At 67.6% G+C, this 12272-nt stretch carries 15 protein-coding genes; 7 read left to right on the top strand and 8 right to left on the bottom strand.

Annotated features, from left to right (window positions below; genetic code table 11):
* Positions 1-2: 2 nt before the first annotated feature.
* Both thrB and QRN13_RS03695 read left to right on the top strand, forming a co-directional pair.
* On the top strand, positions 3-956 hold the full coding sequence (thrB, locus tag QRN13_RS03700) for a homoserine kinase (RefSeq protein WP_284876893.1): 954 nt from the start codon (positions 3-5) through the stop codon (positions 954-956).
* Positions 957-1049: 93 nt separating this feature from the next.
* A complete protein-coding gene (locus QRN13_RS03695; RefSeq protein WP_017505700.1) occupies positions 1050-1364 on the top strand; it encodes a CsbD family protein in 315 nt (104 codons plus the stop codon).
* A 6-nt stretch (positions 1365-1370) separates the two neighbouring features.
* On the opposite strand, the gene thrC is transcribed toward QRN13_RS03695, so the two are convergent.
* Complete coding sequence (gene thrC, locus QRN13_RS03690) at positions 1371-2804, bottom strand: threonine synthase (RefSeq protein ID WP_284876892.1); 1434 nt, start codon at positions 2802-2804, stop codon at positions 1371-1373.
* 183 nt (positions 2805-2987) lie between these two features.
* Between thrC and QRN13_RS03685 the strand changes: the two genes are divergently transcribed.
* Positions 2988-3935, top strand: a complete 948-nt coding sequence (locus QRN13_RS03685) for a retropepsin-like aspartic protease (protein ID WP_284876891.1) — start codon at positions 2988-2990, stop codon at positions 3933-3935.
* Here QRN13_RS03685 and QRN13_RS03680 read toward each other — a convergent pair.
* The 4 genes from QRN13_RS03680 to QRN13_RS03665 all read right to left on the bottom strand — a co-directional run bounded on the left by QRN13_RS03680 (position 3919) and on the right by QRN13_RS03665 (position 7367).
* On the bottom strand, positions 3919-4377 hold the full coding sequence (locus QRN13_RS03680) for a hypothetical protein (protein WP_284876890.1): 459 nt from the start codon (positions 4375-4377) through the stop codon (positions 3919-3921). The two genes, QRN13_RS03685 and QRN13_RS03680, sit on opposite strands and share 17 nt — an antisense overlap.
* Positions 4378-4382: 5 nt before the next feature.
* Positions 4383-6020, bottom strand: coding sequence for a phosphoglucomutase (alpha-D-glucose-1,6-bisphosphate-dependent) (pgm, locus tag QRN13_RS03675; protein WP_284876889.1), 1638 nt, complete (start codon positions 6018-6020; stop codon positions 4383-4385).
* 36 nt (positions 6021-6056) lie between these two features.
* Positions 6057-6911, bottom strand: a complete 855-nt coding sequence (ypfJ, locus tag QRN13_RS03670) for a KPN_02809 family neutral zinc metallopeptidase (protein WP_284876888.1) — start codon at positions 6909-6911, stop codon at positions 6057-6059.
* 78 nt (positions 6912-6989) lie between these two features.
* Complete coding sequence (locus QRN13_RS03665) at positions 6990-7367, bottom strand: hypothetical protein (protein ID WP_284876887.1); 378 nt, start codon at positions 7365-7367, stop codon at positions 6990-6992.
* Between the two features lie 118 nt (positions 7368-7485).
* Between QRN13_RS03665 and QRN13_RS03660 the strand changes: the two genes are divergently transcribed.
* On the top strand, positions 7486-8052 hold the full coding sequence (locus QRN13_RS03660; protein WP_284876886.1) for a type 1 glutamine amidotransferase domain-containing protein: 567 nt from the start codon (positions 7486-7488) through the stop codon (positions 8050-8052).
* Here QRN13_RS03660 and QRN13_RS03655 read toward each other — a convergent pair.
* Complete coding sequence (locus QRN13_RS03655; RefSeq protein WP_284876885.1) at positions 8049-8699, bottom strand: class I SAM-dependent methyltransferase; 651 nt, start codon at positions 8697-8699, stop codon at positions 8049-8051. The genes QRN13_RS03660 and QRN13_RS03655 overlap by 4 nt on opposite strands.
* A complete protein-coding gene (locus QRN13_RS03650; protein WP_284876884.1) occupies positions 8696-9670 on the bottom strand; it encodes a fatty acid desaturase family protein in 975 nt (324 codons plus the stop codon). Before QRN13_RS03650 ends, QRN13_RS03655 begins: the two co-directional genes overlap by 4 nt.
* A gap of 127 nt (positions 9671-9797) precedes the next feature.
* On the opposite strand from QRN13_RS03650, the gene QRN13_RS03645 reads away from it, so the two are divergent.
* From QRN13_RS03645 to QRN13_RS03635, 3 genes are read left to right on the top strand one after another with little or no spacing between them, the layout of a single operon-like run.
* Complete coding sequence (locus QRN13_RS03645) at positions 9798-10205, top strand: hypothetical protein (protein WP_284876883.1); 408 nt, start codon at positions 9798-9800, stop codon at positions 10203-10205.
* A complete protein-coding gene (locus QRN13_RS03640) occupies positions 10202-10402 on the top strand; it encodes a helix-turn-helix transcriptional regulator (protein WP_284876882.1) in 201 nt (66 codons plus the stop codon). The genes QRN13_RS03645 and QRN13_RS03640 overlap by 4 nt, the downstream gene beginning before the upstream one ends.
* A 37-nt stretch (positions 10403-10439) precedes the next feature.
* Positions 10440-11489: an alpha/beta fold hydrolase gene (locus QRN13_RS03635; protein WP_284876881.1), complete on the top strand. Its 1050-nt coding sequence runs from the start codon at positions 10440-10442 to the stop codon at positions 11487-11489.
* Here QRN13_RS03635 and QRN13_RS03630 read toward each other — a convergent pair.
* Positions 11426-12262 carry a DUF3298 and DUF4163 domain-containing protein gene (locus QRN13_RS03630; RefSeq protein ID WP_284876880.1) on the bottom strand — a complete coding sequence of 279 codons (837 nt, stop codon included), beginning with the start codon at positions 12260-12262 and terminating at the stop codon, positions 11426-11428. The two genes, QRN13_RS03635 and QRN13_RS03630, sit on opposite strands and share 64 nt — an antisense overlap.
* Positions 12263-12272 lie beyond the last annotated feature (10 nt).

Raw genomic sequence — 12272 nt, 5'->3', positions numbered from 1 at the left:
CCATGGCCGTCTTCACCCCCGTTTCCATCGCCGACGCCAAGGCGTTCCTAGCCGGCTACGACATCGGCGAGGTGGTCGAACTGACGGCCATCGCCGAGGGGGTGGAGAACACAAACTATCGCCTGGACACGACGCGCGGCCGGTTTGTGCTGACCCTGTTCGAGGGGCGGACGGACGAGGCCTCGCTGCCCTTCTGTCTGGGGCTGACGGCGCATCTGGCGGCGCGCGGTTTTCCTTGCCCGACGCCGATCGAGGTCCGGTCGGGAGTATGGCTTGGACGACTGAACGGCCGGGCGGCGGCGGTGATCGAATGGAAGACCGGCGCCTGGCTGCGCGCGCCGTCATCGGCCGATCAGGCGGCGGCGGGGGCGGTGCTGGCGCGGCTTCATCTGACGGCGGCTGATTTTGATTTGAAACGGGTCAATCCGGTCGGGCCGGCGATGTGGCGCCGGCTGGTCGATCGGTGCGTCGAGGGAGAAGGGCGGGCGTCCGACGCGGATCGCGCGCTGCTGAGACAGGTCCAGGCGACGCTGGCGCGCTTGGGCGATCCCTTTACGACCGATCTGCCGGGCGGGGCGATCCATGCCGACTATTTCCCCGACAATGTGCTGTTCGAGGACGACGCCGTTTCGGCGGTGATCGACTTCTATTTCGGCTGCAGCGGCGCCTTCGCCTATGATTTGGCCATCGCTCTTTCCGCCTGGGGCTTCGACGCCGAGGGGCGACCCATGCCGGACGCCCTGACGGCTTTCCAGCGCGGCTATGAATCCGTGCGGCCGCTGAGCCGCGCCGAGCGAGCGGCCTTGCCGCGTCTGGGCGAAGCGGCGGCCCTGCGGTTCACCGTGACGCGGCTGCACGACCGCATTTTCCACGACCCCGCCAATCTGGTGACGCCCAAGGATCCGGCGGTCTTCCTGCGTCGGATGGACCACTGGCGCGCGACCGAACCGGCCTGAGGCGCCTGCGCGGCTTCGTCGCTGGAACCGAAAGCTTGGCCGGGATTTTGATGGTGCAACGGCGAAGTCCGCCGCTCCCCGAGGACGAAGATCATGACTGACGAAACCATCAACGGCGCCGCCTCGCAGGCGCAAGGCAAGTTCCAAAAAGGCGTCGGCAAGCTGGTCGGCGACCAGAAGCTGCAGGTCGAAGGCGCCTACAATGACGCCAAGGGCCGCTCGCTGGAAACCTTCGGCAAGGCGATGGATTCGGTCGATCGCCTGGTCGAGAAGGTCCCTGCCGACTACCGCGACAAGGCCCGCACCGTCGCCGCCGAGGCGCGCAAGCGTCCGCTGGTCACGACCCTGTCGGTCGCCGGCGTCGGCCTGCTTCTGCTGCGCGCCCTCACCGGCGGCGGTCGTCGCTAAGAGGTTTTAGTGGCGGCCTGAAAAGGCCGCCACGGCTTCACGCGCTGCGTCCATCGTCCCTTCGACGATCGTCAACCGCTCGGGCTTGTCGCCCAGGGCGGCGATGACGTTTGCGGGTTCGGGTTCGAAGCCCAGGACGTTCGAGACGAAGTCGCCGAACTTTGACGGATGGGCGGTGGACAGGGCGATGACGGGGCCGTTCGACCGGTCCTGGCGACGCGCAACGGCCAAGGCCACGGCCGTATGCGGGCAGACAACGCGGTCCCAGGCCTGATAGGCGTGGGCGATCTCGGCGCGCGTCTCGTCCTCGTCGATCGAGACCGCCGATACCTGGTCGCGCAGGGCGGTCAGCAGGTCCGGATCGAAGGCGATGGCGCCGTCGCGGGCGAAGGTTTCGAGCACGGTGCGCGTCGCCCCGGCGTCGCGGCCCGTGGCCTCGAACACCAGCCGCTCGAAGTTGGACGGCGCCTGCACATCCATGGAAACGCTGCCGCTTTCGATCGCCGGGCGGCGCGAATACAGGCCGTCTTTCAGCGCGCGGGCCAGGGCGTCGTTCTGGTTCACCGCCGCGACGAAGCCGTTCGACGGCAGGCCCATCTTCGTCGCCGCGATGCCGGCGAAGGCGTCGCCGAAGTTGCCGGTCGGAACGACGAAGGTCGCCGCCTCGCCCAACTGGGCCGTGGCGGAGACATAGTAGGGGATCTGGCCGGCCAGCCGCGCCCAGTTGATCGAATTGACCGAGGACAGGCGGCCGCGTTCGCGCAAGGCCTCGTCGGCCAGCAGGCCCTTCACCAGACGCTGGCAATCGTCGAAATCGCCACGCACGGCCAGGTTCAGGACATTGTCCGCCTCGACCGTCGTCATCTGTCTGCGCTGAACCGGCGATACGCGGTCCAGAGGGTGGAGCACGACCAGATCGACCGATTTGGCGCCGGCGAACGCGCGTACGGCGGCGGCGCCGGTGTCGCCAGAGGTGGCGGTCAGTATGGTTAGACGCTCGCCCGAGGCGGCCAGCGCCTCGTCCGTCATGCTGGCGACCAGCTGCATCGCCAGATCCTTGAAGGCGGCGGTCGGGCCGTGGAACAGCTCCAGCACGAACAGGCCCGGCTCCAGTTCGACCAGAGGCGTAACCAGCGGATGGTCGAACCCGGCGGTCAGTCGGTCCAGCGCCCGGTCCAGAGCGCCAGCGGGCAGGGCGTCGCCGATGAAGGGGGCGATGGCTTGCAGGGCGATGGATTTGTAGTCGGCCGTTCCGGTCCAGCTGTCGGGCGACAGGCCGGGCCAGGCGGTTGGCATATAGAGACCGCCGTCGGGCGCGATGCCGCGCAGCAGGGCGTCGGCGAAATCGGTTTCGGGCGATTGGCCTCGGGTCGAGACGTAGCGGGCGCTGGAGGTGCTCATGACGCCGACGGTCGTAGCCAGACGAGGCGGCGGCGTCACCCGCTTTCTGGATGATTTTGTCGGGTTTTCGCGGGCTGTGGCCCGACAATCCGCGTCTGGGCGGGGAGGCGGTGGTTTAGGCGCACATTTTTGCCGCTTCAGGGGTGATGTCGTCGGTCCTGCAAGAGGGGTTGCGACATCGCCCCGCTGGCGCGGATCGCTGCGACGGTCCATGTCAGGAGCATGAGACGACGCGATCTTCTGATCCGGCTGGGGCTGGTCGCCGGCGGCGCAGGCGGGGCCTGGTGGCTGCGCGACCATGTGGTCTGGCGCGGGCCGACGGTCGCCTTCGCGGCGAACGGCTCCAGCGGCTGGCTGCCCTATGCCGAGCCGCGCGCGCCGACCCCGACGGTCGAGGTGACTGTGAACGGACAGCCGGTGCGGGCCCTGATCGATTCCGGGGCGCAGTATTCGGTCATCGACCGGTCGCTGGTCGACCGGCTAGGCCTGACCAACGTCTTCAACATCCCGATGGTGGCTTACGGCGTCGGCGGCGACGCCCAGGTCGGACGCGGGACGACGCTGGATGTGGCGATCGGCGGCTTGCGGCTGACCGGATTGCGGGCGGCGATCCTAGGCCTGGGGCCGCTGGCCAGCGATCAGGGATTGGGTGCGGCGCTGATCCTGGGGCAGGACGTGCTGCGTGAACTGGTGCTGGAACTGGACACGGCGGAGCATCGGGTCCGGTTCCTGCCGCGCGAGGGCTGGACGCCGCCATCGTCGCTGAAGCCCGTGCCAGTGACACGGGCCGGCAAGGCCTTGCAGGCGGGCATCACCCTGGAAGGGGCGACGGTCAATGCGGTGATCGACACCGGCGCCTCGGCCGTGCTGGCCGTCACGCGCGAGACGGCCGAGGCCGCCGGCGTGCTGGACGGCCGCGAACGCACGCCGGGCCAGAGCATCGTCTTGGGCGGCACGGTGCGCGCCGAGACCGTCGTCGTGCGCACCCTGACCATCGGGGACGAACTGTATCGTCAGGCGACGGTCGCCATCTATGACGACGTCGCGGTGCCGGGCTTCCCCAAGGCCCTGGTCGGCATGGCCGCGTTCGAGAACCGTCGGCTTGCGCTGGACCTGGGCGGCCCCGGCCTGTTCGTCGAACGGCCGATGGAGATTACGGTCGGGGCTTGAGCACTGTGATCGACCGAACCGCGCCCGGCCAGAGCTGGATGCGATAGCGGTCGTCGCCGTCAAGCCCGTCTTCGGACAGGGTGTTCAGTCCGCCGTGCGAAATGCGGGCCGCATAGTCGCCGGCGGGCACGGCGATCCGCTCGGCCTGATCCGGATCGTCCGTGCAGCCGAACACGATCAGCGCGCCGCTGGCCAGGCGCAGGCCGCAGTCGCGGATCTGGTCCCAGGCGTCCGCGTCGGGCTTCGGCGCTGTGGTCAGGATTTCAAGTTCGACCGGGACCAGCATGTTGCGAACCGTGCCGATCGCGATCAGGTCGGGGCCGACGGCCAGCATGGGGTCGCTGTCCGAGCTCCACAGGGCGGCGGTGTCGGTGACGTAGGTCTCGTCGCAAACGTAGAACTGGAAATAGTCCGCGAAAATCTCGAAACGGCGGACACACACCGACTTCAGCTCGCCAGAGCCGTCGCCACCACGGCCCTGGCCTCGGCCTGAACGGTCGCCAGATGGTCGGGGCCGAGGAACGATTCGGCGTAGATCTTGTAGACGTCCTCGGTGCCCGAGGGACGGGCGGCGAACCAGGCGTCGGCGGTGACGACCTTCAGCCCGCCGATAGCTTCGCCGTTGCCGGGGGCTTTCGTCAGAATGTCGGTGATCGGCTGACCAGCCAGGGTGGTCGCGGACACATCCGAGGGGCTGAGCGCGGCAAGCCGGGCCTTTTCCGACCGATTGGCCGGAGCATCGACGCGGGCGTAGGCGGGGGCGCCGTACTGGTCGGTCAGGCCCGCGTAGAGTTGGCTGGCGCTCTGGCCCGTGCGGGCCTGGATTTCGGCGGCAAGCAGGCACAGGAGGATGCCGTCCTTGTCCGTCGTCCACACCGTGCCGTCGTGACGCAGGAAGGAGGCCCCGGCCGATTCCTCGCCGCCGAAGCCGACGGTTCCGTCCAGCAGGCCGGGCACGAAGTGTTTGAAGCCGACGGGGACTTCCAGCAGGCGGCGACCCAGGCCGGCGACGACGCGGTCGATCATCGATGACGAGACCAGGGTCTTGCCCACCGCCACGTCCGCGCCCCAGCCGGGTCGGTTCGCGAACAGATAGGCGATGGCGGCGGCCAGGAAATGGTTGGGGTTCATCAGGCCCGCGTCGGGCGTGACGATGCCGTGGCGATCCGCGTCGGCGTCGTTGCCGAAGGCGACGTCATAGGCCGAGCCGCCCTTCATCATGCAGATCAGACCGGCCATGGCGCTGGGCGATGAGCAGTCCATGCGGATCTTGCCGTCGGCGTCCAAGGGCATGAAGGCCCAGCGCGGATCGACGGCGTCGTTGACAACGGTCAGGTCCAGTCGGTGACGCTCAGCGATCTCGCCCCAATAGGCCACGGCCGCGCCGCCAAGAGGATCGGCGCCGATACGGACGCCGGCGTTGCGGATGGCTTCCAGGTCGAGAACGCTGGGCAGGTCGTCGATATAGGCGGCGAGGTAGTCGAACCGGCCCGCCGCCGCATGGGCCTGGGCGAAGGGGACGCGACGGACCTCGGTCAGGGCGCCTTCGATCAGCTGATTGGCGCGGGCGGCGATGGCGGATGTGGCCTCGCCCCCGGCCGGGCCGCCGGAGGGGGGATTGTATTTGATGCCGCCGTCGCGGGGCGGATTGTGCGAAGGCGTGATCAGGACGCCGTCCGCCTGCCGGCTATTCGTGCGGTTATGGGTCAGGATGGCGTGCGAAACGGCTGGCGTAGGGGTGAAGCCGTCGCGGGCGTCGATCAGCACCTCGACCCCGTTGGCGATCAGCACCTCCAGCGTCGTGCGGAAGGCGGGCTCGGACAGGCCGTGGGTGTCGCGACCGAGAAACAGCGGCCCGTCGACGCCCTGCGCCGCGCGGTATTCGGCGATCGCCTGGGCGATGGCCAGGATGTGCGCCTGATTGAAGGCGCCGTCCAGGCTGGAGCCGCGGTGGCCGGACGTGCCGAAGACGACCCGCTGCTGCGGATCGCCCATGTCGGGCCGGGTCGTCTCATAGGCGCCGAGCAGGGCGTCGAGATCGATCAGGTCTTCGGGGCGTGCGGTCGTGCCGGCGCGGTCGTGCATCGTCAGTCAATCAATCGTTCTGAGGGGGCGCGGCGATCAGGCGCCGCTGAAGGTGTCGCAGGAGGCCGGATCGCCCGACTGATAGCCGCGTTGCAGCCATTCCACCCGCTGCGCAGAAGAGCCATGGGTGAAGCTTTCGGGAGAGACGCGGCCGCCGCTGCGCCGTTGCAGGGTGTCGTCGCCGATGGCCTGGGCGGTCTTCATACCCTCCTCGAACTCGCCAGCATCCAGGGCGACCTGACCGTTCGAAACGGTTGAGGCGTTCCGGGCCCAGACGCCGGCGTAGCAGTCGGCTTGAAGCTCCAGCGCGACCGAATACTGGTTGGCTTCAGCCTGACCCGAGGCGCGCTGCTGGGCTTGGCGAACCTGATCTGAGGTGCCGGTCAGGGTCTGGACGTGATGGCCGAACTCGTGGGCGATGACATAGGCGCGGGCGAAGTCGGCGCCCGAGGCCCCGAGCTTGTTCTCCATCTCTTGCCAGAAGCCGAGGTCCAGATAGACCGTCTTGTCGTTGGGGCAATAGAAGGGGCCCATGGCCGACTGACCATAACCGCAGCCGGTGGGCGTGCCCTGTTCGTAGATGACGACATTGGGCCGCTGATAGCCCTCAAGCTTCTGCGCCCAAACGTCGTTGATGTTGCCGCCGATAACATCGACGAACTGACCCGCCTGATCCTTGGGTGTGCCGGTCTGACCCTGCTGCTGTTCGGCGCCGACGCCGCCGAACTGGCTGGCGAGCTGCGTCGTGGTCGAAGGATCGATGCCGAAGACAAGATAGCCAATAATGGCCAGCACCCCAACGCCCAGGCCGCCGCCAGCGATGGCGCCGCCGCCCAGCCCGCGCCGATCCTCGATGCCGCCGCCGCCTGTCCGTCCACCTTGCCAGCGCATGCCCTATCCTCCGCCCGATCCTGGTTAAGCTAGGCAGGAACGCGGGTGCAAGGGAAGGGATGCGTCAGTTCGGACGCATCATTGCGAACGGGCCAGCCAGTTGTCGATCTGGCTCATGCCCTGGGCCGTCTGCTGGCGGCGCTCGGCAGCGGACTGGCGCAAGGTCCGCTCCTGTTCGAGGCTGTAGAGCGGGCGGGGCGGCAAGGGCTGGGCGACGGTCGGTTCGCGTGCGCCTTCGATGGTGCGCAGGCGAAGCTGGGTTTCGATCTGCTGTTGACGCGCTTGGTCCGCATTCGACTGCGCCTGAGAACGCAGACGGTCGTTCTCGTAGCGGTGCTGGTCGGCGATCGCGGCGGGGACCCCGCCCGGATAGGCGCCATAGGGGCGGCCGGCCTGCGGATAGGTCTGGGCCAACGCCGGTGTGGCGGCAGCGGCCAACAGGGCGGTCAGGGTCAAGAGCGATCGCATGGACACGATGTGGGGATGCGCGCCATCGCCGCCAAGCGGAGCCGCAACCCTTTGAGCCGCCGTGGGTTCATCGCGCCGAACCCCCTTTACGAACGGAGCATTCCTCATGGCCCAATCCCTTTCCGGCAAGACCGTCGCCATCTTGGCGACCGATGGCGTCGAGCTGGTCGAACTGAATGAACCGATGAAGGCGCTGAAGGATGCGGGCGCGGTGGTCGAGATCGTGTCGCTGAAGGCCGGCGAGTTCCAGGGCTTCGACCATCTGACGCCCGGCGACAAGGTCACGGCCGACAAGGCGGTGGCGGCGGTCGACGCCTCGACCTATTCCGCCCTGCTGCTGCCGGGCGGGGTGGCGAACCCGGACCTGCTGCGGGCGGACGAAGACGCAGTGAAGTTCGTTCAGGCCTTCTTCGACGCCGGCAAGCCGGTCGCCGCCATCTGTCACGCGCCCTGGCTGCTGATCGAGGCGGGCGTGGTCGAGGGGCGCACGATGACGTCGTTCGAAAGCCTGCGCACCGACCTGAAGAACGCCGGGGCCAATGTGGTCAATGAAGCGGTGGTGGTGGACCGGGGCCTGGTGACCAGCCGCTGCCCCGACGACATTCCCGCCTTCAACGCCAAGATGATCGAGGAGTTCGCCGAAGGCCGCCACGAGGGCCAAGCCGCCGCTTAAGGCATCGCCCAGACGGAGGACCGCTTGATTTCCTGGTCCTCCAGTTCGCGCGAGGTCGGGACGCGGTATTCGGCCAGGAAATCCAGGCCCGTGCGCGGGAAATATGTGCGTCCCGGATCGCCGATCAGGACGCGCGTGCCCCTGGCGCGGGCCTGGGCCAGCCAGACCAGAACGGCGTCGGTCATCGGGCGCTCGTAGCAGATGTCGCCCGCGCAGATGACGTCCACATCCGGCGGGGCGGCGTCCAGCAGATTGGTCTGGGTGAAGTCCAGCGCCACGCCGTTCGCCGCGGCATTGGCGGCGACGGCGGCTTGGCAGAAGGGATCGATGTCGGCGCACAGGACATGGGTCGCCCCCGCCTTCATCGCCGCCACGCCGACAAGGCCCGAACCGGCGGCGAAGTCCAATACGCGCTTGCCGACGACCTCATGCGGATGATCCAGCAGATACCGGCTCAGCGCCTGTCCGCCGGCCCAGGCGAAGGCCCAGAAGGGCGGCGGCACCCCCAGTTCGCCCAGCTCTTCTTCCGTCAGCCGCCAGATGGGCGTGATCTCGTCGGCCAGCCACAAAGAGATTTCCGGCGCATGCGGCACGGGCTGGAGCCGCGTGTTGTCACGGATGAAGGCGGCGGGATCGAGGAAGGTCATTCCGGCTGGCGCGTAACAGCCTTCAGCACGCTGGCATAGCCGGGTGCGACCTCCATCGCCTCGGCTTGCGGCTTCGCATGGATGGCGCGGTGGAGGCGCGGCAGCTTCCAGCAGGGCACATGCATGAACAGGTGGTGCTCGGCGTGGAAGTTGACCCAGTAGGGCGCGATGAAGGCGCGTTCCCACAGGCTGGCCTTGGTAGTGCGAGCGGCGCGAAAGGGGTCGGCCGACGAACCCTCGACGCAGGCGTGTTCGGCGATGTTTCGCAGGCGCGTCACCATCGGAAACCATGTCGCCATCGGCAGCAGCCACAACACGAAAAAGGCCCACCAGACACCAGCGGCGATGAAGCCCGCCAGCAGGACCGCGTTGAAGGCGAGGAAGGGCAGGACGGATCGGCCCGTCACGATCGACTCGTAATCATGGGCGCTATCACTCATTCCTTTTGCGCTATCGCCCCTCGAGCTGCTTGAGCGCGCGTGCGCTTGGGCTAGCGGCAGCAGCACCCGCTGCTTGAAGAAGGTCTGGCCCGTCAGGTCGCGGATCAGCTTGCGGCGCAGCGAGGCCGGACTGACGGGAAACGGCGCCGACAGCATCAGATCGGGATCCTCCGCCTGCTGGGCGAAGCGATGATGCGTCAGGTGATAGGGGCGATAGGCCTTCAGGCTGGCGCCGATCGGCACGGCGCATAGACAATGGCCGAGAAAATCGTTCAGGCGGTTCGACTTCGACAGGCCGCCATGCGCCGCTTCGTGCATCAGAATGGCCAGACCCAGCTGACGTGTGCCGACGATCATTATGCACAGCGGGATCAGCCAGGGGATCAGGACGCCCGCAATCACAGCCAGCGCGATCACGGCCCAGCAGTGGACCACCAGCAGCGGGCCGGCCCAGGCCGAGCGCATTTGAAACGGCGTCCACTCCTGGGGTGTGAACAGGGCCGACGGGGCGATGCGTGGGGCGGCGGACATGAGACGAGTCTAGCCCCAGGCGCGCGTCTGGAAAAGCAACGCAAGAATGTTGGGCGCGCCTGACAAAAAGTCAGGTTGACATGACATCCGGTCGGTGTCAGGTTGTCCTTACACAAGGAGACCCGATATGTTCACCGCCTGGAAGACCGGAACGCCTGCGCATCGACGCTACATCGTCCGCACGATGGCCTTCTCCGTGCCCTACGTCGCGATCTGCATCGCCATGATGACGACGGACGCGTTCGACGATCTGATGGGTAAGCCGGCGGCCTGGGTGCTGGCGGCTGCGGTGTCGGCCCCGGTCATCGGGCAGATCTGGGCGACCCTGGCGCTGATGCGCGAAAGCGACGAGTTCGTGCGCGGCGTCACCGCCAAACAATTCATCATCGCGGCCGGACTGGCGTTGGCCGTCGCCACCTTCTGGGGCTTTGGCGAGAGTTTCGCCGGGGCGCCGCATATGCAGACCTGGTTGATCGTGCCGGTCTTCTGGGGCCTGTACGGCGTCGTTTCACCCTTCATCCGGAGCAGCCGATGAAGAACCGTCTGAAGCTTCTACGCGTCGAGCGCGGCTGGACCCAGGAACAGATGGGTCTGGCGCTAGGGGTCTCGCGTCAGGCGGTGATCGCCCTGGAGACAGAGCGGCACGATCCATCGCTGGACCTCGCTTATCGGATCGCCGCCGTATTCGCGCGGCCGGTCGAAGAGATCTTCGAAAACCCGCACTCGGGCTGACCGAAAAGTCAGAATAACCTTACAATTGGAGACTGTGATGTCGAACGTCATTCGCCCTTGCCGGGGCGTCTTCGCCCCGTCGCGCCTTGCCATCATCCTGGGCGTTGTGATCGCCTGCGCCGTGGCCAGCGATCATGCTCGCGCCCAATCCGCGCCACCTGTGGCTTCCTCCGCCACGCCCTTCGTCTCCGACCGGCTGTCGGTCGAGGTGGTGGGCCAAGGCCCCGACGTCATCCTGATCCCCGGACTGGCGTCTTCGCGTGAAGTGTGGCGAGCGACAGCGGATCGGCTGAAGGCGTCGCACAGAGTACATCTGGTGCAGTTGGCGGGTTTCGCCGGCGAACCCTGGACGCACGGCGACGGCGCCTTCATCCAGCCCGAGGTGGATGAACTGGCACGCTATATCCGTCAGGCGCGGCTGGATCGGCCGGCGGTGATCGGCCATTCGATGGGCGGTCTGAGCGGACTTTTGCTGGCGCAGCAGCAGCCGGATCTGGTCGGGCGGGTGATGACGGTCGACTCGCTGCCCTTTTACAGCGCCATGTTCGGGCCAACCGCGACGGCAGAGAGCGCAAAGCCTCTCGCGGATCAGGCGGCCAATATGATCCTGTCTGCGGACACAGCGAGCTTCCGCACCCAGCAGGAGGCGACGGCGCAGGCGCTGTCGCTAACCCCGTCGGAACAGGCGCGGATCGTGGCCTGGTCGTTGGCGACCGACCGACACGCCATGGCATCGGCCATGAAGGATGTGATGACTACCGATGCGCGGCCGGGGCTGGCGACCATGACGACGCCGGTGACGGCGCTTTACGCCGCCGATGCGGACGGTGGGGCGCCCGTGGCGATGGCCGATGCGATGTGGACCCGAGAGTATGCGGCCTTGCCCGGCGTGAGCCTGATCCGCGTCGATGGATCGCGCCACTTCATCATGGCCGATCAGCCGGCGCGGTTCGCCGAACTGGTCGACGCGTTTCTAGCGAATTGTGCCTTGAAGATCCTTCCCGCAAACGGGGGAGGATTGGTTCAGCCGTTCTTCGGCGTCACGTCGCCGGCCTTGACCGGGGCGCCGTCAAACTGGTCGGCGTAGGCGGGGTTGAGCAGGGCGCGGAAGATGCTTTGCGGCAGGGCGATCCAGTAGGGGCCGTCTGAATAGGGGCCGATCTGATAGGGTCCCATCAGAAAGGTCACGCCGCCCGCCTTGCCCGGCGTCGTGCCCGGCGTCAGGACGAACGGCGTCGAGACGGCCTTGGGACAGGTCCACATCTTGCCGTCCAGGGTCGCGGCCTCCGAGCCCGGCGAGCGGGCCTGTTTGGCGGCGTTGGCGGCGGCGCACAGGGCCTTGTCCAGAACCGACAGGTCGGCGCCCGGCCGGAACAGGTCGGCGAAGCCCAGTCGCTTGTTGGTCGTCTTGTCCCAGATCACGGCGTCGAAACTGGTGTTGGGATGGGCGCCGCCGGTGAACTCGAAATCGGTGCGGGCCAGGCTGACCAGTTTGCCGGTCTCGGCGCCCGGCGCGAAGGCGATGGTCTTTTCATAAGGGTTCGGGCCGCCGCCGGCCTCGCTGAGGTCGGCCTGGGCGCCTTCTTCGAACTGCTTCAGGTCGCGCACCGTGTCGGCATAGAGGGCGGCGTGCAGGGCGGGCGTGGTCTTGATCGCCTGGGGCAGGGTCAGTTTGACGGCGGCATAGGGGGTCTTGCTGTCATAGCCGACGGGCGTGTTCGACATGGCCGGCGCAGCGGCCGGGGCCTGTGCGGCCGGCGCCTGGGCCTTGTCCTCCTTGCGCTGGCAGGCGGCCAGAGACGCGGAAAGCGTGGTGGCGACAGCGGCGGACAACAGCAAGATGCGGGCGGTGCGCGACATGGGAAACTCC

The organism is Brevundimonas sp. MEB006b, assembly GCF_030209705.1.
GTDB lineage: Bacteria > Pseudomonadota > Alphaproteobacteria > Caulobacterales > Caulobacteraceae > Brevundimonas.
The sequence above is the reverse complement of the archived record's forward strand: the minus strand, read 5'-3'. Positions and strand labels throughout refer to the sequence as shown.

Bases quoted from the DNA above. Each gene is read 5' to 3' on its own strand.
- ypfJ (WP_284876888.1), bottom strand. From the start codon at position 6,911: ATGCGCTGGCAAGGTGGACGGACAGGCGGCGGCGGCATCGAGGATCGG.
- QRN13_RS03685 (WP_284876891.1), top strand. From the start codon at position 2,988: ATGAGACGACGCGATCTTCTGATCCGGCTGGGGCTGGTCGCCGGCGGC.
- QRN13_RS03660 (WP_284876886.1), top strand. From the start codon at position 7,486: ATGGCCCAATCCCTTTCCGGCAAGACCGTCGCCATCTTGGCGACCGAT.
- QRN13_RS03635 (WP_284876881.1), top strand. From the start codon at position 10,440: ATGTCGAACGTCATTCGCCCTTGCCGGGGCGTCTTCGCCCCGTCGCGC.
- QRN13_RS03640 (WP_284876882.1), top strand. From the start codon at position 10,202: ATGAAGAACCGTCTGAAGCTTCTACGCGTCGAGCGCGGCTGGACCCAG.
- QRN13_RS03645 (WP_284876883.1), top strand. From the start codon at position 9,798: ATGTTCACCGCCTGGAAGACCGGAACGCCTGCGCATCGACGCTACATC.
- pgm (WP_284876889.1), bottom strand. From the start codon at position 6,020: ATGCACGACCGCGCCGGCACGACCGCACGCCCCGAAGACCTGATCGAT.
- QRN13_RS03650 (WP_284876884.1), bottom strand. From the start codon at position 9,670: ATGTCCGCCGCCCCACGCATCGCCCCGTCGGCCCTGTTCACACCCCAG.
- QRN13_RS03630 (WP_284876880.1), bottom strand. From the start codon at position 12,262: ATGTCGCGCACCGCCCGCATCTTGCTGTTGTCCGCCGCTGTCGCCACC.
- QRN13_RS03655 (WP_284876885.1), bottom strand. From the start codon at position 8,699: ATGACCTTCCTCGATCCCGCCGCCTTCATCCGTGACAACACGCGGCTC.
- QRN13_RS03695 (WP_017505700.1), top strand. From the start codon at position 1,050: ATGACTGACGAAACCATCAACGGCGCCGCCTCGCAGGCGCAAGGCAAG.
- thrB (WP_284876893.1), top strand. From the start codon at position 3: ATGGCCGTCTTCACCCCCGTTTCCATCGCCGACGCCAAGGCGTTCCTA.